The sequence below is a fragment of the Marinobacter sp. genome, assembly GCF_033722735.1.
GTDB lineage: Bacteria > Pseudomonadota > Gammaproteobacteria > Pseudomonadales > Oleiphilaceae > Marinobacter.
In genome coordinates this window covers 81,359-105,737 of sequence record NZ_JAWVYN010000003.1, presented here as the reverse complement: position 1 = coordinate 105,737, position 24,379 = coordinate 81,359, and the positions used below count along the sequence as shown (strand labels likewise).

The following is a 24,379-nucleotide window of genomic DNA, read 5'->3' as shown; positions in this document are numbered from 1 at the left end:
GGAGCTGTTGCGGGTGGCGGTTGGCTTGGGGTAATTTTGAAAGACAGCGAGAACAATAACCGAAAAGGCCGCAATCGGGAGGCGTCATGTTAGAAAATTGCCGCAGTGCCAAGGAGCGTTGGGGTGGCGTCAGTGATCTGATCGATCGCTGGCTCAAGGAACGACAGGAGTTGATCGTTCACTTCTGCGAACTCTCTGGCACGGACAGCCAAACCACCGAAGACGGGCTGGTACAGAAGTTTGTTCGCCTGTGCGAGATCCTGGTGGACTATGTGTCCGCCGGCCACTTTGAGGTCTACGAGCAGTTGATTCGCGAGGCCAAGGAGTTCAATGATGGCGGCCTGGAGCTGGCGGCCAAGGTGTATCCGCGACTGGAGCAGACCACTGAGGTTGCCCTGAATTTCAACGACCGGCTCGATGGCCAGAAACTCTCCAGCGAGGACGTGCGGGAGCTGTTCCGGGAGCTGTCAAAGCTTGGGGAGACCCTGGAGAGCCGCTTTGAGATGGAGGACTTCCTGATCGAGCACCTGCACAACGTTCACGCCGACAAGGTGATGTCCTCCTCCGCCTGAGACGCGGACGGCTCCGGATCGACTCCGGAGCATCGCCCCATCCGGCGCCTGGTCACAAGCGCCGGGGAACCGTAACTGCGGTGACCTATTCCGGATTGATGTCCAGCAGTTCGACATCGAAGATCAGGGTTTCGTTGGGGCCGATCCCGCGATTGCCGCCCGGGCCATAGGCCAGGTCGGACGGAATGTAGAGTTTGTAGCGGCTGCCCTCGGGCATCAGCTGCAGCCCTTCGGTCCACCCCGGAATCACCTGGTTGAGGCCGAAGGTAACCGGCTCGCCGCGCTCGCGGGAGCTGTCGAACACGTCACCGGAAATCAGTTCGCCGGTGTAGTGTACTTGTACCTGGTCCTCGGCGGTGGGTTTCTCGCCGGTCCCCTCTTCCAGCACCTCGTACTGCAGGCCGGATTCGGTGGTCATGACGCCGTCACGCTGGCCATTCTCCGCCAGGAAGGTTGCGCCGGCAGCCTTGTTTTCCTCCGCCAGTTTTTCCATCTGCGCCACCTGCTCCTCCTGCATTTGCTTCTGGTAGGCCATCAGCGCTTGCTGGATTTCCTCGCGGCTCATGCGGTTGGCGGTTTCGTCGCCGCCATGACCGTGCTCGATGCCCTGCAGGAACTGCTCCATCTGGAGGTCCGGAAGATCATTTCGCATGCGCTCACCCAGCACCAGGCCCATGCCGTAGCTCACCTTTTCGCTGGTGGAGTCCAGCGCTGGCTCCGGAGCCGTCTGGGTGGTGGCGCTGCAGCCGCCAAGAATACCGGCCGCGGCCAGAGCGATTAATGTCTTCTTCATGGAATCATCCTTTGTTGTCTTGAATCGATGAGTTCGTGACTGGCAAAGGTAACCGGTTCGTGGCTCAGATGCCACTGAACAGTTGTTAAGGCGTCGCCAATTCAGTGTGGGAGCGCTTGCTGAATCAGGCGGTCGGGCCCCTGGGTGGTGTTAGCTGTCGTTACGCGGCGCCAGGGAGAAGGGGGCGTGGTAAGGCTCCTGCCAATTGCTGTCGGCATTGTCCTCCCGCTCTCGGGGGCGGTAGGTGGGTTCGATGGCCAGCGCGTTCCATTGACCCTGCTCCGGTGGCCGGTCGGCATAGTGCCAGCCGCCGTCGCTGTCCTGCCACTTGAAGACGATTTCCGGGCCCTCCTGGGGAATCGGGGAGGGCACCAGGCCTTCGAATGCCGGCATGTCATGGGCTGGGGCCTCGGCCTGGGACACGGTCTCCGGATCCGAGATGCCGAAGAAAATCAGCAGCAACAGCAGGCCGAGGGCCGGGAACGCCAAGCGAATCAGCCAGCGCATGGTGTTGTTCCTCCGGCGCTCTGGGGCGGCAATTGTTGGATCAAGGCAGTCATCAGCTGTCTGGTATCCGCATCGATGGGGTGAGTGGGAGCCGCTGCCAGCAGGTTGGACCAGATCAGGGTGTCCGGCGCCGCTGTCGTCGCTTGGTCGGCAGACTGCAATTCGCGATAGGCCAGGGCCAATTCGACCCGCTCGGCCTCCAGTTCGGCGCAGGCCACGCGGCTGCGGAGTGCGGTGACGGTGGCGTCCTCTCGGGGCAGCCGTTGCCGCAAGGCCCGCAGCGGCTTCGTTAGCTGTTCGCGCCACTGGGTCACGGGTTCCGGCTCCGGCCCATACGCCTGGCCCCGGCTGGCGAGCCAGCAGGCGCACAGAACCCGGGTCACGCTCCAGCCTTGTCCCTGCAGCGCCAGGCACAATTCCTCGATGGCCGGTTGGGACCACAGCGCCAGCGCGTACTGCCATAGGGGATTGTTCAGCTCGGGCGGTGTCGATGCATTGGCCGAATCTTGATCCATGGCTACCTCACGCGGTCATTATAGCGTCTTGTGCCGGGCTTCCCGTATTTGGGGTGCCACGGATGGCCGGCAATAACCGTTGTCGATGGTTCCCTGATAGAATGCCCGCATGCTTACGATAACAGATCTCAGTTTACAACGCGGTGGTATTTGGTTGCTAGATCGCGTCAACGTCACCGTCCAGAGTGGCGAGCGGGTGGCCCTCGTGGGGGCCAATGGCGCCGGCAAGTCCAGTCTGTTCCAGCTGTTGCTGGGGCAGCTTGCCCAGGAGCAGGGCGAGGTGAGTCTGCCCGGGGGCTGCCGTATTGCCCACATGGCCCAGGAGCTGGAGGCGTCGGAGCGCACGGCCCGGGATTTTGTCCTCGACGGGGATCGCCAGTTGCGCCGGCTGGAGGCCGAGCTGGCCCAGGCCGAGGCCGCCGGCGACGATCATGCCCAGGCCCGGCTGCATGGCGAGCTTGACCTGCACGAGGCCTGGTCCGCCCCGCGACGGGCGGAAGCCCTGATCCGCGGACTGGGGTTTGCCGACAGCGATGTCGACCGGCCGGTTTCGGCGTTCAGTGGTGGCTGGCGGATTCGGCTCAACCTGGCCCAGGCACTGATGTGTCCGTCCGATCTGTTGCTGCTCGACGAGCCCACCAACCACCTGGACCTGGATGCCTGCCTGTGGCTGGAGGGGTGGCTGCGCAAGTACCCCGGCACCCTGCTGTTTATTTCCCACGACCGGGACTTCATGGACCGGGTGGCCAGCCATGTGGTGCATTTTGACCGCCACAAGCTGGTGCTGTACACCGGCAACTATTCGGCGTTCGAACACCAGCGCAGCGAACGCCTGGCCCAGCAGCAGGCCGGCTATGAGCGTCAGCAGGCCCGCATTGCCGAGATCCAGCGCTTCATTGACCGTTTCAAGGCCAAGGCCACCAAGGCCCGGCAGGCCCAGAGCCGGGTCAAGGCCCTGGGGCGGATGGAGCAGATAGCGCCGGCCCACGTTGATTCGCCGTTCGAGTTCGCGTTTCCGGTGGCCGAGAAGGTGTCCAGCCCGCTGCTGGCCATACGGCAGGGTCAGGCCGGGCACGGGGATCGCGTGGTGCTGCGGGCGCTCAACCTGAGCCTGCTCCCGGGCAGTCGCATCGGCCTGCTGGGGCCCAACGGCGCTGGCAAGTCCACGCTGATCGACGCCCTGCGCGGCGAGTCGACCCTGCTCGGTGGTGAGCGCACCGCCGGCGAGAACCTGGCGGTGGGGTACTTTGCCCAGCACCAGCTGGAGGCACTGGACCTGGACGCCAGTCCGTTCCTGCACCTGCAGCGTCTGGCGCCGCGAGCCTCGGAGCAGAGCATTCGCAACTTTCTGGGAGGCTTCGATTTTCATGGCGATGAGGCGCTCTCGCCGATCCGCACCTTTTCCGGCGGCGAGAAGGCCCGGGTGGCCCTGGCGACCATCGCCTGGCAACGGCCCAACCTGTTGCTGCTCGATGAGCCCACCAACCACCTGGACCTGGAGATGCGCCAGGCCCTGACCATGGCCCTGCAGAATTTTGAGGGGGCGATTGTGGTGGTCTCCCACGACCGTCACCTGCTGCGCAACACGGTGGACGACTTCTGGCTGGTCAGTGACGGCCGGGTGGTGCCTTATGACGGTGACCTGGACGACTACGAACGCTGGCTGGCCGAGCGTCGCAAGGCGGCCGACGAGGGCGCGCGTGCCCCCGCGTCGGCCGATGCCGAACGCGATCGGCGGCAGCCGGCAGAGGCGGGCGGCAGCGCCAACGGTTTGAGTGCCGACGAGCGCAAGGCCCGCAAACGGGCCGAGGCGGAGTTGCGCCAGAAGCTGAGCCCCTATCGCAAGCGCCAGACGGCGTTGGAGAAAGACATGGAGACACTCCAGCAGGCCCTGGCGGAGTTGGAGCGGGCCCTGGCCGAGCCGGATCTGTACGACGCCGCCAGCAAGGACCGGCTAAAGTCCCTGCTGGCGAGCCAAGCGGACCACAAGAGCCGGTTGGAAGCCGTCGAGCTGGAGTGGCTGGAGGTCAGCGAGACCGTGGAGTCGATGGAGGCCGAGCTGGCGTAATCAGCCCCGGGGTTACCGGATCACCAGCTCCAGGTTTTGCTTGGTCAGGTAGTCCCGCTCGTTCTCCAGGTCCGCCAGGGTCAGTGGCCGTTCGTCCAGCCACCCCTTCGGGAACCTCAGGGTCAGCCGGTCCGCCTCCGCCTCGAGCCGCAGCTCCGGGGGCGGCTCCTGGTTGCGGGAATGCTGGATCAGCACCGCCAGGCGGATCAGGACGCAGAGGTAGCGCAGGCGACCATAGTCCTCGGGATCGGCATCGTCGAATACCGCGTTGGCAAACTTGCGTCGGTGACCCCGTACCAGGGTGGCCAGGTCCTTCTGGAACTGCTGCGAGAAGCCGGGCAGGTCGGAGTAGCGCAGCAGGTAGGCGCCGTGCTTGTGGTACTGGCTGTGGGAAATGGTCAGGCCGATCTCATGCAGCCGGCAGGCCCAGCGCAGGACGTCCTCGTCATTGGGCGAGTCGATGCCCCAATTCCTGGCCACCTGCTGCCAGGCGGCAATGGCGGTTTCCTCAACCGCGCGGCCGTGGTCCTGGTCGACGTGGTAGCGTTCCTGCAGGGCCTGGATGGTCCGCTCCCGTACGTCCTCATGCTGGATACGGCCGACGATGTCGTACAGCAGGCCTTCCCGCAGGGCGCCATCGGCGTAACTCATTTCTTCGATGCCCAGCGACTCGAACGCCGCCATCAGGATGGCAAAGCCGGCGGGAAAGATGCTGTGACGTTCCGTGCGCACGCCCATTTCCGACAGCCGGTCGACGTGGCCCATGTCCACCAACCGCTTGCGCAGCTCTTTCATGGCCTTGTAGGTCAGGGTGCCATTGGTGATCTTGAGCGCGGCGAGGGCGTTGGCGATGGCCTTGATGGAGCCGGACGAGCCGACGGCGCTGCTCCAGCCCAGTTTGCGGTACTGATGACGAATGTGCAGCAGTTCCTGGGCGGCGTGGGTAATGGCCCGGTCCAGCTGTCGTCGGGTGATCCTGCCGTCCTGGAAATAGCGGTTGCGGAACGACACGCAGCCCATGTGCAGGCTTTCCAGCTCCCGGGCTTCGAACCGTTCGCCAATGATGAACTCGGTGCTGCCGCCGCCGATGTCGATGACCAGCCGGCGGCCGGCGTCGTCCGACAGGGTGTGGGAGACCCCCAGGTAGATCAGGCGGGCCTCCTCGCGACCGGCAATGATCTCCACCGGAAACCCCAGCACCTCTTCCGCCCGATGGATAAATTCGTTGGCATTGCGGGCGACCCGCAGGGCATTGGTGCCGACGATCTGCACCGCCGACGCCGGCATGCCGCTCAGCCGCTGGGCGAACCGGCTCAGGCAGGCCAGGGCGCGTTGCTGGGCCTCTTCGGTCAGTCGGTTCCGGTCGTCGAGCCCGGCGCCGAGTTGCACCTTCTCCCCCATTTTTTCCAGGGTACGGATCTCGCCATGGACCAGGCGGGCGACCACCATGTGAAAGCTGTTGGAGCCCATGTCGATGGCTGCAAGCAGCTCGGGCGGGGTGGCGGTGTCTGGTTCCGTCACGTGTCTTGAAATCCTCTTGCCAGGCCTTATATTGACTTGGGAATGGCGCCCCGGCTGATGATCGGCGATCCGCCAGGCCGTGGGCATGGAAGTGGCCCGTTGGGTTAACTATAAGCGAAACCCCGGTGGACTGTCAGCAAGGCGGGCCCGATACGGGTGAATGGCCGCAGCGGTGGGGTGTCTCCGGCCGGTCGCAACACGGAAGCGCTTCACATTCGGCTGATCAATCGCGTAAAGTATCGCGTAATGTGAATGAGCGGCAGCCGGCCCGGGCCGGTGTGCCGTCAACCCAGTCAATGCACACGACAGGCAATGCCGTCACCGGGTTGTCGCGAGTGTGCCGGAATCAGGAAAAGGCAATGAGCGGAACTATCGTAAACGTAACCGATGCGTCATTCGAGCAGGACGTGCTGCAGGCAGACACGCCGGTGCTGGTGGACTACTGGGCCGAGTGGTGTGGCCCGTGCAAGATGATAGCGCCGGTTCTGGAGGAAATTGCCGAAGAGTACGAGGGCAAGCTGAAGGTCTGCAAGCTCAACATTGATGAAAACGAGCAGACTCCGCCCAAGTTCAACATCCGTGGTATTCCGACCCTGATGCTGTTCAAGAACGGCAACGTGGACGCCACCAAGGTGGGTGCCCTGTCCAAGTCCCAGCTGGCGGCGTTCCTCGACAGCAACCTCTGATCGGGACCGGCCAGTGTCAAAACCGCCCCTGATGCAGGTCATGGGCGGTTTTTTTGTGCTCCGGAGACGGTGATTTGATGGCGATAGCGGGACTGTTGCTGGCGGGCGGCGAGGCCCGGCGCATGGGCGGCGTCGACAAGGGGCGTCAGCCCTGGCGGGGCCGGCCGATGGCGGCCTGGGTGGTGGATGCGCTAACGCCGGTGGTGGAACGGGTGTTGATCAGCACTGGCCGCTCCGAGCCGTTTTACCGCACCCTGGCGTTCCAGCTGGTGGCCGATCCCCCGGAATTTGCCGGCCAGGGGCCGCTGGCCGGCCTGTTGGCCGGACTGCGGGCGGCCGCGGCCGAGGGCTGTCAGGCCGTGGTGGTGTGTCCCTGCGACACCCCGGGGGTCACCGTCGGGCTGTTTGAAACCCTGTTGGCGGCCTACCGCGAGGCCCCCCATCATCCGGTGATCGCCGAGTGCGACGGGCGCAGCCATCCCCTGCATGGAGTCTATCCGGTGGCTCTGCAGGGGGTGCTGGAACAGCGGTTGCGGGCGGGGGATAGGCGGGTTTATGGCTTTGCCCGGGCGGCAGCGGCCCGGGCAGTGAACTGCGACGCCTTCGCCGAGGCGCTGGTTAACCGCAACCGCCCGGAGGATCTTGCCGAGTAGGCGAGGCATGCGCCGGTCAGCTTGTCAGGAGTCGTCCCGCCACTGCCGGGCCTGGGCAAGATCCGAATCCTTCTGCTCCACCCAGTGGTCCCCGTCGGCGGCCAGTTCCTTCTTCCAGAACGGCGCGCTGGTCTTGAGGGCGTCCATGACGAATTGGCAGGCGGCGAAGGCATCGCCCCGGTGGGCGCTGCAGATGCCGACAAACACGATCTGATCGCCCAGTGCCAGCTCGCCAACCCGGTGAATCACCCGCGCCGCCTGCACGTCCCAGCGCTGGGCGGCCTGCTGGATCAGGTCTTCAATCACCCGTTCGGTCATCCCAGGGTAGTGCTCCAGGAACAGTCCCCTGACCTGGCTGCAGTCGCCAAAGTCCCGCACCAGCCCGGTGAAGGTGGCGATGGCTCCGGTGGCCGGGCCGGTGGCCCGCAGGGCCTGATACTGCTCGGCGTGGTCAAAGTCGGCGGTCTGGATAATGACCATCTCAGCCTCCGGTGACCGGGGGGAAGAAAGCCACTTCGTCACCGTCAGTCAGCGCGGTGCTGGTCTTGGCCATCGCCTGGTTGACCGCCACCAGCACGGGGCGGTCGCTGTCGAGCTCCTGCCAGCGGCCGCCTCGTTCCACCAGGGTGGCGAGGACATCGCGGACCGTGGTCCGGTCACCGATTGCCAGGCATTCCGAGTCGGTGTTCAGGTGCTCCCGCAGGCGGGCAAAATATCTCACCGTGATGGTGGGGGAGTCGCTGGTCATGATTACCCCAGTAAGTCGCTGAAGGCATAATAGGTAATGGTATCACCTGTCGATACCGTTGTGTGCTCGGGCACCAGCGCCAGGCCGTCGGCCCAGCAGGCGGAGCTGAGCATGCCGGAACTCTGGTTGGGGTAGGCGGTCACCCGCGTCACGCCGTCGATCTGCTCCAGCCGCGCGCGCACATACTCCCGCCGGACGGAGGGGCGGGGCACCTCGAAGCCTGCGGGCCATGGCTGGCCGATGACCGGGCTAGGTTCGCGGCCCTGGCAACGGTGGATGTAGGGCAGGGCCACCACTAGGCCGGTTACCAATACGGCGGCGGGATTGCCGGGCAATCCGAGCACCGGGGTCTGATGGAGGTGCCCGAAGGCCAAAGGCTTGCCGGGCTTGATGGCCAGGCGCCACAGGTTGAGGCCGCCCTGCTGCTCGAGGACAGCGCGGACATGGTCCTCCTCGCCCACCGACACGCCGCCGCTGGTGATGATCAGGTCGGCCTCCCGGGCCGCATGCTCCAGGGCCTGTTCGGTTTCCCGCCGGCTGTCGGCGACCGAATGGCACAGCACGGCCTCGCAGCCTGCCTCCGCCAGCAGACCCAGCAGGGTGTAGCGGTTGGAGTTGTAGATCTGTCCGGCGGCCAGGGGCTCCCCCGGGTCCACCAGCTCGTTGCCGGTGGTCAGCACCGCCACCCGCAGGCGACGGAAGACCGGCACTTCGGCCACGCCCATCGAGCCCAGCAGGCCCAGTTCCTGGGGTCGAATCCGGTGGCCCCGGGGCAGGGCCACCTCGCCCTGGCGCAGGTCCTGGCCGCGTCGGCGAATGTTCTGTCCCGGGCTGGGAGCGGTGGCGGTGACCAGGTTGCCGGCCTGCAGGGTGACCTGTTCCTGCATGATCACCGCATCCGCGCCTTCGGGGACTTCCGAGCCGGTGAAGATGCGTGCCGCGGACCCCGCCGCCAGGGGCTCCGGAGCCTGGCCGGCGGCAATCCGGCCACGCACCGGCAGCGGCTGGCCGGCTTCCAGGTCCGCCGATCGCACCGCGTAGCCGTCCACCGCGCTGTTGTCCGCCGGCGGCACGTCGGCGGGAACGACGATGTCCTCGGCCAGAATCCGGTTGAGGGCGGCCGACAGTGGAATGGTTTCACGGTCGCTGACCGGTCGGGCGTGGGTCAGCAACAGATCGATGGCCTCGTCAACGGGGGTCAGGTGCTGTCCGGCCATCAGCGTTCCGCCCTGTTGCCAATGGTCTCCTTGAGCCGGTGCACCGGCCGGTCGGGTTTGCGCAGGATCAGGCCGGTGAAGTTGCAGGGTTTGTGGGTGCTGGTCAGCTGTTCCCGCAGGATGCCTTCCCAACCGGTGCGGCAGGCGCCGGTGGAGCCGGGCAGGCAGAAAATCACCGTGTGGTTGGCCAGGCCGCCGAAGGCCCGGGACTGGACCGTGGAGCTGCCGATGTCCTCCTGGGACAGGCGGCGGAATTCCTCGCCGAAGCCGTCAATGGTCTTGTCGAGCAGGGGCTGGACCGCCTCGGGCGTGCTGTCCCGTTCATGGAAACCGGTGCCGCCGGTGATGATGACGGCGTGGATGTCCGGGGCGGCAATCCATTCGGAGATCAGCGCCCGCACCAGGTAGATGTCGTCGGGCAGGATGCGGCGGACCATCAGCCGGTGGCCGGCTTCCAGTACCTGATCCTCCAGGTACTGGCCGGAGGTGTCCTCGGCTTCACCGCGACTGTCGGAAACGGTGAGAATGGCAAGGTTCAGGGGTTTGGTGTCGGACTGGCTGTGGCTGGTCATCCGTTGCGGTGCTCCCATGGTTTAATGGCTGCGATGCTGGTTCGCCCTTGTTGTGGCGGCGTTGTTCGCTTAAGCTCTCAGTATCCTGATCGCTGGTCGGGATTGGAAGGGCTGGTAATGCCCCGGGTTGTTGCTATAATGATCAGCGATTTGAGGCCGCCGGTACTTGACATTGCACAATGAACTGGTGAAAGATCAGTCCGTCTGACGGGCTGACAGCTCTTGTACCAGGAGTGAGCGACCCTTTGTGAGAGACCTTGGCGACCATTTTAATGGGCGTTGATGACTTTCCATCAGGGGGGGATGACTCTCTCAGCCTCTGGCCTTTGCTCCATTTTCTTTATTTGATGGCCCCTGACATGGCCCGGAAGGCCAGTGTGGTTTCCCCTGTCCCATCTAATTAACCCTGTTTACTTCCATTCTTGAATGTCTAACAACTTATGAATCTTACTGAACTCAAGCAGAAGTCCGTGCCCGAACTGCTCGACATCGCGCAGGAAATGGGGCTCGATAACCTGGCCCGTTCCCGCAAGCAGGACGTTATCTTCTCGATCCTGAAAAAACACGCCAAAAGCGGTGAGGATATTTACGGCGACGGCGTCCTGGAGATCCTGCAGGACGGTTTCGGCTTTCTGCGCTCGGCGGATGCCTCCTACCTGGCCGGCCCCGACGACATCTACGTGTCGCCCAGCCAGATCCGCCGCTTCAACCTGCGTACCGGCGACACCATTGCCGGCAAGATTCGCCCGCCGAAAGACGGTGAGCGCTATTTTGCCCTGCTGAAGGTCAACGAAATCAATTTTGACAAGCCGGACAACGCTCGCAACAAGATTCTGTTTGAGAACCTGACGCCGCTGTTCCCGGAAGAGCGGCTGCAGCTGGAAGCGGGCAACGGCAGTACCGAGGACCTGTCCTCCCGGGTGCTGGATCTGGTGGCCCCGATCGGCAAGGGCCAGCGTGGCCTGATCGTCTCTCCGCCCAAGGCCGGTAAGACCCTGATGATGCAGAACATCGCCCAGTCGATCACCCGGAACAACCCGGAGTGTCACGTGATGGTGCTGCTGATCGACGAGCGTCCTGAGGAAGTGACCGAGATGCAGCGCACGGTGCGTGGCGAAGTCATCGCGTCCACCTTCGATGAGCCGCCCGCGCGCCACGTACAGGTGGCCGAGATGGTGATCGAGAAGGCCAAGCGCCTGGTGGAACACAAGAAGGACGTGGTGATCCTGCTGGACTCCATCACCCGTCTGGCCCGTGCCTACAACACCGTGATCCCGTCCTCCGGCAAGGTGCTGACCGGTGGTGTCGACGCCCACGCCCTGGAGAAGCCCAAGCGATTCTTCGGTGCGGCGCGTAACGTCGAGGAGGGCGGCAGCCTGACCATCCTGGCGACCGCGCTGGTCAACACCGGCTCCAAGATGGACGAGGTCATCTATGAGGAGTTCAAGGGCACCGGTAACATGGAGATCCACCTGGACCGCCGCATCGCCGAGAAGCGGACCTACCCGGCCATCAACATCCGCAGCTCCGGCACCCGTCGTGAAGACCTGCTGATGAGCGAGGCCGACATCCAGCGGGTATGGATCCTGCGCAAGCTGCTGCACTCCATGGAGGATGACACCGCGTCCCTGGAGTTCCTGCTCGACAAGCTGCGGGAGACCAAGACCAACGACGAATTCTTCCAGTCGATGAAGCGTCGTTAAGCCAGAGTTTTGCCCTTGGTGGCCACTTCAACTGCTTAAGCAACCGGATGGGGGAGCTCTTTGTCGACTTGGAGCTCCCCCATCTGGTTTTGTACCCGAACCCACAACCACTGACTCCCCAGGCAGGAACGCAACCCGGAGCCAACCATGAAATACCGCGATCTGCGTGATTTTATCGACCAGCTCGAACAACAGGGCGAACTAAAGCGCATCAGCGTGGAAGTGGATCCCTACCTCGAGATGACGGAGATCTGCGATCGCACCCTGCGAGCCGGTGGCCCCGCGTTGCTGTTCGAGAATCCCAAGGGCCACCGCATGCCAGTGCTGGCCAACCTGTTCGGCACGCCGAAGCGGGTCGCCATGGGCATGGGACAGGACAGCGTGGAGGCGCTGCGGGAGATCGGCAAGCTGTTGGCCTTTCTCAAGGAGCCGGATCCGCCCAAGGGCTTCAAGGACGCCATCGAGAAATTGCCGGTGTTTCGCCAGGTGATGAAGATGAGCCCGAAGGTGCTGCGCTCGGCCCCCTGTCAGGAGGTGGTGGTGGAGAAGGATCAGGTCGACCTGTACCAGATTCCCATCCAGCACTGCTGGCCCGGCGATGCCGCGCCGTTGGTGACTTGGCCGCTGGTGATTACCCGCGGTCCCCACAAGGAACGTCAGAACCTGGGTATCTACCGTCAGCAACTGATCGGTCGCAATCGACTGATCATGCGGTGGCTGAGCCATCGGGGCGGGGCACTGGATTTCCAGGAATGGCAGAAGGTCCACCCGGGCGAGCCCTTCCCGGTGGCGGTGGCCCTGGGGGCCGACCCCGCCACCATCCTGGGCGCCGTCACGCCGGTACCGGACTCCCTGTCCGAGTACGCCTTCGCCGGACTGTTGCGCGGTGGCCGGACCGAACTGGTCAAGGCGGGGCTGAGCGACCTGCAGGTGCCGGCCAGCGCCGAGCTTGTGCTGGAAGGCTTTATCTATCCGGAGGACATGGCGCCGGAAGGCCCGTTCGGGGACCACACCGGCTACTACAACGAGGTCGAGCAGTTCCCGGTGTTCACCGTGGAGCGCATCACCCACCGCAAGGAGCCTATTTATCACAGCACCTACACCGGCCGGCCGCCGGATGAGCCGGCCATTCTCGGGGTGGCGCTCAACGAGGTGTTTGTGCCGATCCTGCAGAAGCAGTTTCCGGAAGTGGTGGATTTCTACCTGCCGCCGGAGGGCTGCTCTTACCGGCTTGCGGTGGTGACCATGAAGAAGCAGTACGCCGGCCATGCCAAGCGGGTGATGATGGGGGTATGGTCGTTCCTGCGCCAATTCATGTACACCAAATTTGTTATTGTCACCGACGATGATGTCAACGCCCGGGACTGGAACGACGTGATCTGGGCCATTACCACCCGCATGGACCCGGCGCGGGATGCCACCCTGGTGGAGAATACACCCATAGACTACCTGGATTTTGCCTCGCCCGTGGCCGGGTTGGGGTCCAAAATGGGGTTGGATGCCACCAACAAGTGGCCTGGCGAGACCGACCGGGAATGGGGGACCCCCATCACCATGACCGATGCGGTGCGTTCGCGGGTGGACGAGCTGTGGGGGCAGCTGGGCATCGACGCGGAACCGGGTGGCTGAGGTGACGGACGGTCGTTACCGGATCCTGCTGCGGCCATCGGCACTGGCCTTCACGGCGTCGCCGACCCAGGATTTGCTCAGCGCCGCCGCAGAGGCGGGGATTGCGGTGCCCTCGGCCTGCCGCAATGGCGTGTGCGAGCTGTGCGAAGCCCGCCTGGTGGCAGGCCGAGCGCTGAATACCCGCACCCAACAGACAATTTCCCCGGCCGCATGCCTGATGCTGTGTCGCAGCCAGGCCCTGGGGCCGCTCGAACTGGAGAACGACGCCGTTATGGCAGCAGGACAGAATTCCCCGCAACAGATGCAGGCCACCGTGGTGGAGGTCCGCCCCATCAGCCATGACGTCTACCGGGTGGAGCTGAAGCTGCCGCGGCGCCGGGAGCTGAACTTCCATGCCGGACAATACCTGTCGGTGCTGTTGCCGGACTGTGAGCCGAGCTACTTTTCCATTGCCAGCAGCCCATCCGCCCAGCACATCGAGCTGCACATCCAGGCCGCCGCCGAATGGCAGTCGGCCCAGCGCATCATCGACGCCCTGAAGTCGGCGGACTCGGTGACCATCGAAATGCCACACGGCAAGGCCTGTCTGGCCGCGGCGCCGGACAAGCCGTTGCTGTTGATTGCGGCGGGCACCGGTTTTGCCCAGATGAAGAGCCTGATCGACTACCTGCGCGAAACCGGGTACGACCATCCCATCCGTCTGTACTGGGGCGTTCGTCGCCAGGATGACATGTACCTGCAGGCGCTGGCCCAGCAGTGGCAGGAGGACTGGCCGCCATTCACCTTCGTGCCGGTGGTGGGGGACAGCGAGGACAACGACTGGAGCGGTCACCACGACCAGCTGGTACGGGCCGTGCTGGCCTCCGGTGCGGACTGGCGTAACGTGGAAGTGCACGCCAGCGGCTCCCCCACCATGGTGTATGCCTTGATGGACGCACTGCTGGCGGTAGGGCTACCGGAGTCTGCCTTCTTCTCCGACGTGTTGGAATACGCCCCGCGCCAGTAACCGGCGCCTATGCCCTCGGAGTTAATCAGAGGCTCCTTAGGCCTTGGGCATGGGCAGGTCGGGCAGTCCGCTGTCCTTGACCAGCCCCTGCATCAACAGCTTGACGCTGGTCTGTTCCTCACCCATGTGGGCATTGAGGCGGCTCAGTTCCGCCATGGTCTCGCGGCTGCGGCGCAGCCGCAGACTGGTCTCGAAGTACTCCCGGGCCTTGCCCCACAGCTCGTTGCGCAGGCTTAGCCGTCCCAGCGCGAGCAGCAGTTCGGCGTTGTTGGGGCGGTCCTGCAGCCAGCGTTCGGCGGCCAGCAACTGCTCATCCGGTTTGGCGCCCTGGATGCGCCCGTACAGGTTAACCAGCTCGTCACTCCAGTGGTTTCGCAGCACCTTGCGCAGCAGCGTCTCCGCCTGGGCCTCGTCGCCCAGCTCGGCCAGCAGGCTGGTGTACTCGCGAATGGTGTGCTCGTCCCGGCGGACAATGCCGGGCAGCTCGTCCCACAGCCGGGTCAGCGGCGCCAGCGAGGCCGCACCGCTGTCGGACTGGCGCCGGCACTCCGCCGCCGCTTTCTGCATCAGGTTGTGCCAGATGGTGCGCTCCAGCTCCTCCCGTTCATCGTCGGATACCAGCCCCCGCTTGCGCAGTTCCGGCAACAGCCGGGACAGCTCGCGCCAGTCCTCCAGCCGGACATAGGCGTTCTTCAGCAGCTTGAGCACGAAGGGGTGGTGGGGCGCCTGCTTGCGCAGTCGCACCAGGGTGGCCAGGGCCTGCTCCAGCCGGTTGCCGGCAAGCTGGAGTTGGGCCTGGGTGATGCCCACCGCCATGTCCGAGCCGGGGGTGCTCTCAAAGGCTTTGCGCAGCAGTTCGTCGACGTCGTCGTGCTCGCCGGATTCGAACGCCGCCTGGGCGGCCGCCAGATAGTTGATCAGCGGTGTATCGGCGTGGCTGGCGGAGGCCTCCAGCAGCTTGCGGGCCCGCGGCCAGTTGCCCTCGGCCAGCGCCAGCAGGCCCTGGGTGGTGCGGCGGCGGGCCCGGCGGGTGTGGCCCTGGGCCAGCCAGCCGGTCATCAGGCCGGTGCGGCGCCTGAGACGCCGGGCGAGGCCGAGGGCCAGGACAATGCCCGCCACCAACAGGGCCAGCAGGGCGGCGCCCACCCAGAAATTGGTTTCCACCAGGTAGTGGCCCAGGCTGATGCGGATGTAACCCAGGTCGTACTGCAGACCCATGGCCAGGGCCGTGCCCAACAGCAGGGCCGTCAGCGCAACCAGCAACCAGCGGATCATGATGCGTCCCCTCCGTTGTCCCCATCAGCCGCTGAGTCGCCGCCAGTGTTCAGTCGTCCGGCCAGCCGGGCCTTGAGCAGCTGCAGGGACTGGCTGATGTCCGGCAGCTCCGGGTCGATGGTTTTCCCCTCCAGCTCAATAAGGGTCGTCAGCAGGGCGCTGACCCTGGGGTCGGTGCCGTCATACCATTGCTCCAGGGCCTGGCGAGCCTTGGTCAGGGCGCGTTGGAAGAGCGTCTGGTTGCCCCGCAGAACCGCCATTTCCGCCTCCTCCAGCATCAGTTGCATGTTGAGCCGGGCATAGGCGCTCTGGTCCGGTGACATCAGTGGCTGCACCGGCTCATCCATCCGCCGCACCACCACCACGTTGCTGAGGGTGGCCTTGACCTGTCGCCATGCCCGGGCGAACACGCCGGGCTGGGCCTCTTCGATCTGCTCCGGCGGCGGCGCGATGAACCCCGGGGCGCGGTCCTTGATCAGGCTCTCATCGGTCAGCTGATGGATGCTGTCGATGGCGGCCTCCAGGGTCAGGTAGAGGCCGGTGCGATCCACGTCGGCGATGGCCTTGAGGGCCAGCACTTCCTTGGCGATCTGCTGGCGGACCGGGTAGACCCCGATATCATCCGATGCCCGGAGCACCTTGTCGGCTTCCTCCAGGGCCGCCAGGGCGCCGCGAATGTCTTTCTCGATCAGTAGCCGCTGGTTGGCAATGCGCAGCAGGTATTCGGACTCGGCCAGCAGCCAGTCGGTGCGGGTGCGATTACCGGCGGCAAGGAGTTCGCGGGCATTGTGATCGATCTGGCGCTGCTGGGTGGCCAGCCGTTCCTGCAGGGCGGTCTGGCCCTGCGCAAGCGCCTGCAGGCGGTCCGTCTGTTCGCCGCTGCGGGTGCCGAGCTGTTGTTGCAGGCGCTGGTTGTTGTCCTCAACGTGGGCCAGGGTCTGCTGCAGCATCTGTTGGCGCTGCGATTGCTGCCAGTTCCACAGTCCCAGTGCGATGCACAGCGCCAGGACAATGAGGACGGCCAGCCACATCGGCCAGAGCCGGGGGCGTTGCGGGGAATGGGAGTCGATCGGTGCGGGCAGTTGGCTGTTCGAATCGGTCACAGGCATCCTTACTTGCTTGGCTTGTCGTAGACCCCGGTTGCGGTGGCGTTGTCAGGCTCGCTGGTCACTGTCGTTGGCGCGGGACAGGGACTGGGTGACCGCGGCCACAATGTCATCGTCCTGCAGGCTGGCCGGAATGCAGAGGTTGTGGAACCCTGCAGCGGAGGCCCGATCGGCCACTCGCGGAACCGGTAACACCAGCAGTCGCTGACCCAAAGTATGGTCGGTATTCTCCCCCAGCGCGATGAAATTGTTCAATGTTTCTCCGGACAGGGCAATGACGGCATCCGGGTTGAAGGTGTTCAGGGCCTGGGGCAGGGTGGCGCGGGCCTGAGCCGGGCAATGCCGGCTGTACAGCGCGAGCGGAGTGACCTCGGCGCCCCGCTGGCGCAGGCTGTCGGCAAGCACTTCCCGTCCCTGCTCCCCGCGCACCAGCAGGACCTTTTCACCGGATACCGCATGCAGCTCCGGCAAGGCCAGCAGCGCTTCGCTGTCATGGCCCTGGCGGGGCCAGTGAGGCGCGAGGCCGGCCTGCTCCAGCACCCGGGCGGTCCCGCCGCCAACCCCATACCAGTGGATGCCCACTGGCAGTTGTGGCCACCAGGTGTCCAGCGATTCCAGCAACAGCCGGGCGGCGTAGGGGCTCACGGCGATCACATGCTGAAACTGGTCGATGTTCTGAATGAGGCTGCGCCGCTGCGGGGAGTCGGGCAGCGACTGACGCTCCAGCAGAGGCACGATCCGGGTATCGGCGCCGGCGGCCTGGAAGCGCGCGGCCAGGCGGCTGGCCTCCGGTTCCGGCCGGCAGATCAGCACCCGGTGTCCGGCCAGGGGGGGCTTACTTGGGGGTGTGGCCATAGATGTCCGCCAGTACCCGGTCGGCGCCCATGGCCAGCAGGTCTTCGGCCAGTTCCCGGCCCAGGCGCTCGCCCTCGGCCCGGGGCGCGCGGCCTTCCACCCGAAGGATCTCCTTGCCGTCCACCGAGCCCACCAGGCCCCGCAGCCACAGGGTGTCGTCGTCTTCCAGCAGGGCGTAGGCGGCGATGGGCACCTGGCAGCCGCCCTCCAGCCGTCGATTGAGGGCGCGTTCGGCCCGCACCCGGTCGGCGGAGTCGGGGTGGTTGAGCGGGGCCAGCAGTTCCACCAGTTCGCGGTCATCCAGCCGGCACTCGATGCCCAGGGCACCTTGTCCCACCGCCGGCAGCGACAGGGTGTCGGGCAGGGTTGAGCGAATGCGGTCGTGGAACTCCAGGCGCTTTAGCCCGGAACTGGCCAGGACAATGGCATCGAACTCGCCGGCGTCGAGCTTGGCGAGCCGGGTGTTGACGTTGCCGCGCAGGGTCCGTACCTGGAGGTCCGGGCGGTGAGCGCGCAGCTGGGCTTCCCGGCGCATGCTGGCGGTGCCCACCACGGCGCCCCGGGGCAACTCGTCGACGTTGTGGTAGCGGTTGCTGACAAACGCGTCGGTTGGGTCTTCCCGTTTGCAGATGGCGACCAGGCCGAGGCCTTCCGGGAATTCCATGGGCACGTCTTTCATGGAGTGTACGGCCAGATCGGCCCGGCCATCCAGCATGGCTTCTTCCAGTTCCTTGACGAACAGCCCTTTGCCGCCGATCTTCGCCAGCGGAACATCAAGGATCTTGTCGCCCTGGGTCTTGATGCCCAGTAGCTCAACGGTGATGTGATCATGAAGGCGTTCGAGTTCGGCCTTGATGAACTCGGCCTGCCAGAGGGCCAGGGCGCTGTTGCGGGTGGCAATGCGGATGGTTCGTTGTGACATGATGGCTGCTGTGTCGGCTCGCTGAAAAGTGTTCCACAAGGGTAACGTGTTGACGGCAAAAAGTCCCGCGCGGCGAGGCCCGGGGCCGGGCTTAGCCCTGGCCGGCGAGGTGCTCGTTAAGCCATTCCCGCACCGTGCTGGCGTGGCGTCGGCTCACCGGCAAGCGGGCGTGCCGATCGGTCAGTTCCAGAAACCAGTGGCCATCGCCATCGCGGGTGAGGCTGCGGATGTAGCGCACCCCCACCAGGGTATGCCGGTGAATGCGCAACAGGTGGTCGGGGAAACGGGCCTCCAGTTCCTTCAGGGTGTGGTCGGTCAGGGTCTCGCCCTGACTGTGGTGGACGGTCACGTATTTCTGATCCGCCTCGCAGTAATAGACCTGACCCATCTCGATCAACTCGGTGCCGCGGTGGCTCTTCACGGCCAGCTGCTCGCCCCCATTGCGGTCGCGGGCCTGGAGGGCCTGCAGCTGCAGCCGGTTGATCCGGCTTGCCCGGGCCAGAGCGTCGGCCAGGTCCTCCCGCCGCACCGGCTTGAGCAGGTAGGCCACGGCCTGAACCTCGAACGCGCTGATGGCGTAGTGATCGTACGCGGTGCAGAAAATCACCGCCGGCGGACTGTCCAGGGCGGCCAGGCGCTCCGCGGCCTCCATGCCGTCCATGCCCGGCATGCGGATATCCAGCAGCACCACGTCCGGATTGCAACGGGCCACCTGGTCGAGTGCCTCGTGACCGTCGCCGGCTTCGCCGCACACCCGGTAATCCGGCAGGGCCTCCACCAGGCGCCGGATGCGTTCCCGGGCCAGGGGTTCGTCGTCGGCAATCAGTACGTTGCGGGGTGTGGTGTTGATCATGCGCTCAGTCGGGTCCGTTGTCGCGGCAGTGTGGGTACGTCCTGGTGGGGAAGGCGCAGGGTCACCGTGTAGGTGTGCTGCTGATGGCTCTGCTTGAGCACGGCGGTTTCCCCGAACAGCGCGCGCAGGCGCGCCTGGATATTGTCCAGTGCCATCCGGTTGCCGTCATGCCGGCTCTGGTCGGTGTCGGGCCTGGGGTTCTGCACCAGGATGTAGACTGACCCACCGTGACGGTAACCCTCGACGCGGAGGGTACCACCTTGCGGGCAGGGTTGAATGCCGTGGTAGATGGCATTTTCCACCAGCGGCTGGAGGGTGAGGGGCGGGATGGCCTGGCTATGCAGTTCGGGGGCGATCCGCCATTCCACCTGCAGCCGGTCGCCCAGCCTCAGTCCTTCGATCATCAGGTAGCGTCGGCACAGGCTGAGTTCCTCCTCCAGGCTGATCAGCCGGTCCTGGGCGCGCAGACTGGCCCGGAACAGCTCCGACAGGTCCAGTACCGCATCCTCCGCCTGTTCCGGCCGGCTGCTGATCAGGCTGGCGATGGTGTTCATGCTGTTGAACAGGAAGTGGGGGTGGATGCGGGCCTGCAGGGCGGCCAGGCGAGCCTGCATCTCGGCCTGACGCTGCTGCTGCCACTGGTGTTGCAGGTAAAAGTAGCGCAGCACCATCAGCGTGAGGATGGCGGCGGCCAGCAGCTTCTTGCCGATGGCCAGCCAGCCGGTGACGCCGGGTTGGGGGTTGAGCATGTTGTCGGCAAACAGGCTGAAGGCGAACACATCCGCCAGCACGATTAGGGTGATCAGGGCGGTGGCGCCGGCGTCGGAAAACCGGCTGAGCCAGCCCCGCAGCAGGCAGATGCAGGCAGCGCTGGTCAGCACCGTCCACTGCACAAACAGCGACAGCAGGCCAAAGTAGTTCCAGTCGATCCAGCGGGTGCTGCTGTGCATCACCGCCAGCAGCATCACCATCAGTTCGCTGGTGATCAACAGCAGGAACACCGCGCGCACCCGGCACAGGTCCGGCACGAAGAAGTCGTCGGTGACCGGCCGGTCGTGGCGTTGGCTACTGGGATGCTTGCGTTTGCTGGTCATGGGCAAATTCGCCTGGGCTGCCGGGTGGGCTCCATAGAATGCTATAATCCCCCGATTTCATCCACGTCCGCAAATGGGTAACCAGTGAATGGCGCCGTCAGTTCGTCCCGGCGTCGTTCTGGCACAACCCTGACTGCCGGGCTGTCAGCAGGAAAGAGTGACCAATGACGGATTCAAACAAGACTTCCGAGAAACCCTGGGGCGGTCGTTTCAGCGAACCCACGGATGCCTTCGTCGAGCGATTCACCGCGTCGGTGGGCTTCGACCAGCGCCTGTACCACCACGATATTACCGGCTCCATCGCCCACGCCACCATGTTGGCGGAAGTGGGGGTGCTGACCGCGGAGGAAAAGGACCAGATTATCGAAGGATTGAACGCGGTCAAGGCCGACATCGAAGCCGGGGCGTTCCAGTGGTCAGTGAGCCTGGAAGACGTGCACATGAACGTGGAGGCCCGGCTGACCGACCGCATCGGCATCACCGGCAAGAAACTCCATACCGGACGCAGCCGCAACGATCAGGTGGCCACCGACATCCGGCTCTACCTGCGGGATGAGATCGACGTCATAGCCGAGGAGCTGCAGCGTCTGTGCCAGGGGCTGCTGGACCTGGCGGAGCGGGAGGCGGACACCATCATGCCCGGCTTCACCCACCTGCAGACCGCCCAGCCGGTCACCTTCGGTCACCACCTGTTGGCCTGGTACGAGATGCTGGTGCGGGATGCCGAGCGGCTGCAGGATTGTCGCAAGCGGGTCAATGTGATGCCGCTGGGCGCGGCGGCGCTGGCCGGCACCACCTACCCCATCGATCGCTCCATCACCGCCCGCCTGCTGGGCTTCGACCGGCCCACGGAGAATTCGCTGGATTCCGTGTCCGACCGGGACTTTGCCATCGAATTCTGCAGCTTCGCCGCCCTGCTAATGACCCACCTGTCCCGGTTCAGTGAGGAACTGGTGCTGTGGACCTCGGCCCAGTTCGACTTCATCGACCTGCCGGACCGATTCTGCACCGGTTCGTCCATCATGCCGCAGAAGAAGAACCCGGACGTGCCGGAACTGGTGCGAGGCAAGACCGGCCGCGTCAACGGCCACCTGATCAGCCTGCTGACCTTGATGAAGAGCCAGCCGCTGGCCTACAACAAGGACAACCAGGAGGACAAGGAGCCGTTGTTCGATACCATCGACACCGTCAAGGGGTCGCTGAAGGCCTACGCCGACATGATCCCGGCCATCACCGCCAAGGCCGACAACATGCGTGAGGCGGCCCGGCGAGGCTTCTCCACCGCCACCGATCTGGCCGATTACCTGGTCAAGAAGGGGGTGCCGTTCCGGGATGCCCACGAAATTGTCGGCAAGGCCGTGGCGTTCGGGGTGGCCGAATCCCGGGACCTGTCGGAGATGACGCTGGCGGAACTGCAGCAGTTCTCCGATGTGATCGGCGAGGACGTATTCGAGGTCTTGACCCTGGAAGGCTCCGTCAACGCCCGTAACCACCTCGGCGGCACCGCCCCCGACCAGGTGCGGGCCGCGGTGGCCCGGGCCCGTCAGACGCTGGCGGGCTAGCCGCCAATCCGACCGGTCTGCAGCTGCACCGCGGCGGGGGTCAGCTCCGCCAGTGGCCTGGGCCGGTGCAATCGGAAGCCCTGACCGAAATGGATGCCCAGGGTACGGACCCGGCGCAGGGTCTCGTCATCCTCGATAAACGTCGCCACCGTGGTCTTGCCGGCCTCGGTGGCGATTTTGTGCAGGGCCTCCACCATCACCTGTTTCACCGGATCCTGGGGCAGGCGCTGGATCATGTTCTGGTCCAGCTTGATGATGTCGAGGGGCAGTTTGGCCGCCAGGTCGTAGCTTTCCACCGAGGCGCCGGCACCGTCCAGGGCGACCTGACAGCCCGCCTCGTGAAGGGCATCGCACAGCACCGCCACCTCATCGGGATACTGGGTGGCATGGGCCTCGCTGATTTCGAAACAGAAGCACTCACTGGCAAAGCGGGACCGGGTCAGCGACTCCTGGACAAAGTCGGCAAAGCGGTCATCCAGCACCGAGGCCAGTGACAGATTGAAGCCGCAGTACTTCAGTCGTGGTTCCAGCAGTGGATGCTGCTCGAGCCAGTTCACGGTGGCGCGAATCACCTGGCGATCGATGCGCTTGGCAAGGTCGAATCGTTCCGCCACTGGCAGGAAGTCCCGGGGCTGGATCAGCCCGTCGTCGCCCTCGACGCCCGGGAACCGGGCCAGCACCTCGATGTGATCGCCCCAGGTGGCGCTGCTGACCGGGCGCATGGCCTGGTATTCCAGCACCAGCAGATCGTGGTCGAGGCAGTGGCGAATGTGGCTGAGCAACAGGCGGGCCTCGTTTTCCCGAAGCGCTTCGGAATTGGCGCTGGCGGTGTGGAAGCGGTTGCGCCCGGCAATCTTGGCGGTGTGACACAGGTCTGCTGCCTGTGACAGCAGCTCCTCCGGGTCTTCCGGCAGCTGATCCGAGAGCATCAGCAAGCCGGCGCTGGCGGTGGTCTGCAAGCGGTCGTCCTGCCAGTCGAAAACGAAGTCTTCAATCAGTTTGAGCAGGTTCTCCGCCACCTTGCGGGCCTCCGGCTCGCCACAGTTCTCCAGCAGCAGGGCGAAGGTGTCACCGGCCAGCCGGGCCAGGGCATCCCGTTGGCGCACCTTGAACCCGATGGCGCCGGCCAGTTCCCGAAGATAACGGTCGCAAGTGCCGCTGCCAACCCGATCATTGAACTTGGCGAAATTGTCCAGATCCAGGTACAGCAGGGCATAATCCGGCTGGCCGGACTGTTTCAGTTGGCGGCCCAGGCGGGCGAGGAATTCCCGCCGGTTGAGCAGCCCGGTAATGGGGTCGTGGGTGCTGAGGTAGTTGCGTTTGCCGGTGGCCCGGATGCGTTCGGTAATATCGCGGGCCACGTGCACCGCGCCGATGGCCTCGCCGTCGGCGTTGGTAAGTCGCTGGTAATGGACCTCGTACACCGGCGCGCCACTTTGCTGGCTGGCCAGGGGCATTTCCACGGCGAAGCCGGCCCGTTCGAACGCCCGGTGCCAGAGTCGTTCCAGCAGGCGCCGCTCGTTGGGATGATCGCGCAACAGCAGGGACAGGTTGTCGCCTTCCGACGGGGCCTGGCCAAAGGCCTGTTGAAAGTGTCGGCGATAGGCGTCGTTGAAGCACATCAGGTTGAGGTCCCGGTCCACCGCCACCACCAGGTCGTGGGTAGCGCCAATGACCGATTGCAGCAACTGGCTGGCCTGGGCCGCGGCTTGCTGATGGCGGGCCTGGTCGGACAGGTCAACCACGGTGCCCCCCAGACGGATGATCTGATTGCCCTCGCGGAAGGCGCGCCCGCTCAGGTGAACCCGGCGGCAGCTCTGGCGACCGGTGAGCAGGTCGAGGGTGATGGCGAACGGCTCGCCGCAGCGGATACAACGGCGGAACAGGGCGCGAATCCGGGACTGTTTGTTCTGGCAGTAGAACAGCGCCTGTTCGGGGCTGATGTCGGCGCCGGCTCGCAGATCCATCAGCTGGTAGATGCCCTCGCTCCACCAGACCCGGTTGTCGCGTAAATCCAGCTCCCAGATTCCAAGGCTACCGGTGGACTCCACCAGTTGCAGCAGGCGAGTGTCGATATGCCTGCCGGTCCGCAGGCCAATCCGGGCGCCAGCGGGTTTGTCCGAGTCTTTCATGTGGGTGCGAAGCGCCACCTCCGCGGTGAAAAAGTAGCCATCCTTGTGGCGAATGGTGATCAGGATCGGCTGACCGCCCTCGAAACGATGACGGTGCCCGCTGGCAAAGGGGTCGTCCTGGCGGGCGGCCACCAGGCGGCTGATCGGGTGGCCCTCGAGGTCGCTGATGTCATACCCCAGCACCGCTTCGGCCTGGGCATCGGCGAAGGTAATGAGACCGCCGTCATCGACACGGATCAGGGTATGACGGGGCTCGTCCCGGCCGGGCTCGGAACGGTAGCGTCGAATGTAGAACTCTTTCACGTCAGGACCCTCAGTGCGCCGTCGCCGGCCGTGCGGGCGGGCCGGGAGGTTTCTTTCTTGTTGTCATTTTGCCACGATGTCCACATC

23 protein-coding genes are annotated in these 24,379 nt (G+C 65.0%); 8 read left to right on the top strand and 15 right to left on the bottom strand.

Going from position 1 to position 24,379, the window contains the following annotated elements:
* The first annotated feature begins 86 nt into the window (after window positions 1–86).
* Window positions 87–572: a sigma D regulator gene (gene rsd / locus R3175_RS03990; protein ID WP_318942575.1), complete on the top strand. Its 486-nt coding sequence runs from the start codon at window positions 87–89 to the stop codon at window positions 570–572.
* Between the two features lie 85 nt (window positions 573–657).
* Here rsd and R3175_RS03985 read toward each other — a convergent pair whose 3' ends face one another.
* From R3175_RS03985 to R3175_RS03975, 3 genes are all read right to left on the bottom strand, one after another.
* Window positions 658–1,365, bottom strand: a complete 708-nt coding sequence (locus tag R3175_RS03985; RefSeq protein WP_318942574.1) for an FKBP-type peptidyl-prolyl cis-trans isomerase — start codon at window positions 1,363–1,365, stop codon at window positions 658–660.
* 150 nt (window positions 1,366–1,515) lie between these two features.
* Window positions 1,516–1,872, bottom strand: a complete 357-nt coding sequence (locus tag R3175_RS03980) for a DUF4124 domain-containing protein (RefSeq protein ID WP_318942573.1) — start codon at window positions 1,870–1,872, stop codon at window positions 1,516–1,518.
* Window positions 1,860–2,387: a TIGR02444 family protein gene (locus R3175_RS03975; RefSeq protein ID WP_318942572.1), complete on the bottom strand. Its 528-nt coding sequence runs from the start codon at window positions 2,385–2,387 to the stop codon at window positions 1,860–1,862. The genes R3175_RS03980 and R3175_RS03975 overlap by 13 nt, the downstream gene beginning before the upstream one ends.
* A 109-nt stretch (window positions 2,388–2,496) precedes the next feature.
* On the opposite strand from R3175_RS03975, the gene R3175_RS03970 reads away from it, so the two are divergent.
* Window positions 2,497–4,455, top strand: a complete 1,959-nt coding sequence (locus R3175_RS03970) for an ATP-binding cassette domain-containing protein (protein ID WP_318942571.1) — start codon at window positions 2,497–2,499, stop codon at window positions 4,453–4,455.
* 12 nt (window positions 4,456–4,467) lie between these two features.
* Here the strand turns inward: R3175_RS03970 and ppx are convergent, their stop codons facing one another.
* Complete coding sequence (gene ppx, locus R3175_RS03965; RefSeq protein ID WP_318942570.1) at window positions 4,468–5,976, bottom strand: exopolyphosphatase; 1,509 nt, start codon at window positions 5,974–5,976, stop codon at window positions 4,468–4,470.
* A gap of 359 nt (window positions 5,977–6,335) precedes the next feature.
* Here ppx and trxA point away from each other — a divergent pair, with 359 nt between their 5' ends.
* Both trxA and mobA read left to right on the top strand, forming a co-directional pair.
* Window positions 6,336–6,662: a thioredoxin TrxA gene (gene trxA, locus R3175_RS03960; protein ID WP_318942569.1), complete on the top strand. Its 327-nt coding sequence runs from the start codon at window positions 6,336–6,338 to the stop codon at window positions 6,660–6,662.
* Window positions 6,663–6,739: 77 nt separating this feature from the next.
* Window positions 6,740–7,315, top strand: coding sequence for a molybdenum cofactor guanylyltransferase MobA (gene mobA, locus R3175_RS03955; protein WP_318942568.1), 576 nt, complete (start codon window positions 6,740–6,742; stop codon window positions 7,313–7,315).
* Between the two features lie 24 nt (window positions 7,316–7,339).
* Here mobA and R3175_RS03950 read toward each other — a convergent pair whose 3' ends face one another.
* Genes R3175_RS03950 through moaB form a run of 4 tightly spaced genes read right to left on the bottom strand, consistent with a single transcriptional unit; the run spans window position 7,340 to window position 9,852 of the window.
* Entirely contained in the window at window positions 7,340–7,795 is a 456-nt protein-coding gene (locus R3175_RS03950; protein ID WP_318942567.1) for a molybdenum cofactor biosynthesis protein MoaE, read from the bottom strand.
* Between the two features lies 1 nt (window position 7,796).
* Window positions 7,797–8,063 carry a molybdopterin converting factor subunit 1 gene (moaD, locus tag R3175_RS03945; protein ID WP_318942566.1) on the bottom strand — a complete coding sequence of 89 codons (267 nt, stop codon included), beginning with the start codon at window positions 8,061–8,063 and terminating at the stop codon, window positions 7,797–7,799.
* 2 nt (window positions 8,064–8,065) lie between these two features.
* Window positions 8,066–9,280, bottom strand: coding sequence for a gephyrin-like molybdotransferase Glp (gene glp / locus R3175_RS03940; RefSeq protein ID WP_318942565.1), 1,215 nt, complete (start codon window positions 9,278–9,280; stop codon window positions 8,066–8,068).
* Window positions 9,280–9,852, bottom strand: a complete 573-nt coding sequence (gene moaB / locus R3175_RS03935; RefSeq protein WP_318942564.1) for a molybdenum cofactor biosynthesis protein B — start codon at window positions 9,850–9,852, stop codon at window positions 9,280–9,282. The genes glp and moaB overlap by 1 nt, the downstream gene beginning before the upstream one ends.
* A gap of 440 nt (window positions 9,853–10,292) precedes the next feature.
* On the opposite strand from moaB, the gene rho reads away from it, so the two are divergent.
* The 3 genes from rho to R3175_RS03920 all read left to right on the top strand — a co-directional run bounded on the left by rho (window position 10,293) and on the right by R3175_RS03920 (window position 14,190).
* Entirely contained in the window at window positions 10,293–11,555 is a 1,263-nt protein-coding gene (gene rho / locus R3175_RS03930) for a transcription termination factor Rho (protein WP_318942563.1), read from the top strand.
* A 147-nt stretch (window positions 11,556–11,702) separates the two neighbouring features.
* Complete coding sequence (gene ubiD, locus R3175_RS03925; protein WP_318942562.1) at window positions 11,703–13,184, top strand: 4-hydroxy-3-polyprenylbenzoate decarboxylase; 1,482 nt, start codon at window positions 11,703–11,705, stop codon at window positions 13,182–13,184.
* A gap of 1 nt (window position 13,185) precedes the next feature.
* Window positions 13,186–14,190 carry a 2Fe-2S iron-sulfur cluster-binding protein gene (locus R3175_RS03920; RefSeq protein ID WP_318942561.1) on the top strand — a complete coding sequence of 335 codons (1,005 nt, stop codon included), beginning with the start codon at window positions 13,186–13,188 and terminating at the stop codon, window positions 14,188–14,190.
* Between the two features lie 36 nt (window positions 14,191–14,226).
* Here R3175_RS03920 and R3175_RS03915 read toward each other — a convergent pair whose 3' ends face one another.
* The 6 genes from R3175_RS03915 to R3175_RS03890 form a co-directional block, all read right to left on the bottom strand.
* Window positions 14,227–15,465, bottom strand: coding sequence for a heme biosynthesis protein HemY (locus R3175_RS03915; protein ID WP_318942560.1), 1,239 nt, complete (start codon window positions 15,463–15,465; stop codon window positions 14,227–14,229).
* Entirely contained in the window at window positions 15,462–16,574 is a 1,113-nt protein-coding gene (locus R3175_RS03910; protein WP_318942559.1) for a uroporphyrinogen-III C-methyltransferase, read from the bottom strand. The genes R3175_RS03915 and R3175_RS03910 overlap by 4 nt, the downstream gene beginning before the upstream one ends.
* Window positions 16,575–16,619: 45 nt before the next feature.
* A complete protein-coding gene (locus tag R3175_RS03905; RefSeq protein ID WP_318942558.1) occupies window positions 16,620–17,426 on the bottom strand; it encodes a uroporphyrinogen-III synthase in 807 nt (268 codons plus the stop codon).
* Complete coding sequence (hemC, locus tag R3175_RS03900) at window positions 17,407–18,348, bottom strand: hydroxymethylbilane synthase (RefSeq protein WP_318942557.1); 942 nt, start codon at window positions 18,346–18,348, stop codon at window positions 17,407–17,409. Before hemC ends, R3175_RS03905 begins: the two co-directional genes overlap by 20 nt.
* 91 nt (window positions 18,349–18,439) lie before the next feature.
* The gene (locus tag R3175_RS03895; RefSeq protein ID WP_318942556.1) at window positions 18,440–19,201 is read right to left on the bottom strand and encodes a LytTR family DNA-binding domain-containing protein; all 762 of its coding nucleotides are present in this window, start codon (window positions 19,199–19,201) and stop codon (window positions 18,440–18,442) included.
* On the bottom strand, window positions 19,198–20,295 hold the full coding sequence (locus R3175_RS03890; RefSeq protein ID WP_318942555.1) for a sensor histidine kinase: 1,098 nt from the start codon (window positions 20,293–20,295) through the stop codon (window positions 19,198–19,200). The genes R3175_RS03895 and R3175_RS03890 overlap by 4 nt, the downstream gene beginning before the upstream one ends.
* 164 nt (window positions 20,296–20,459) lie before the next feature.
* Here R3175_RS03890 and argH point away from each other — a divergent pair, with 164 nt between their 5' ends.
* Window positions 20,460–21,857 (top strand): argininosuccinate lyase, encoded by a 1,398-nt coding sequence (argH, locus tag R3175_RS03885; protein WP_318942554.1) that lies wholly within the window; start codon window positions 20,460–20,462, stop codon window positions 21,855–21,857.
* Here the strand turns inward: argH and R3175_RS03880 are convergent.
* Entirely contained in the window at window positions 21,854–24,292 is a 2,439-nt protein-coding gene (locus R3175_RS03880; protein WP_318942553.1) for an EAL domain-containing protein, read from the bottom strand. The two genes, argH and R3175_RS03880, sit on opposite strands and share 4 nt — an antisense overlap.
* Window positions 24,293–24,379: the final 87 nt, after the last annotated feature.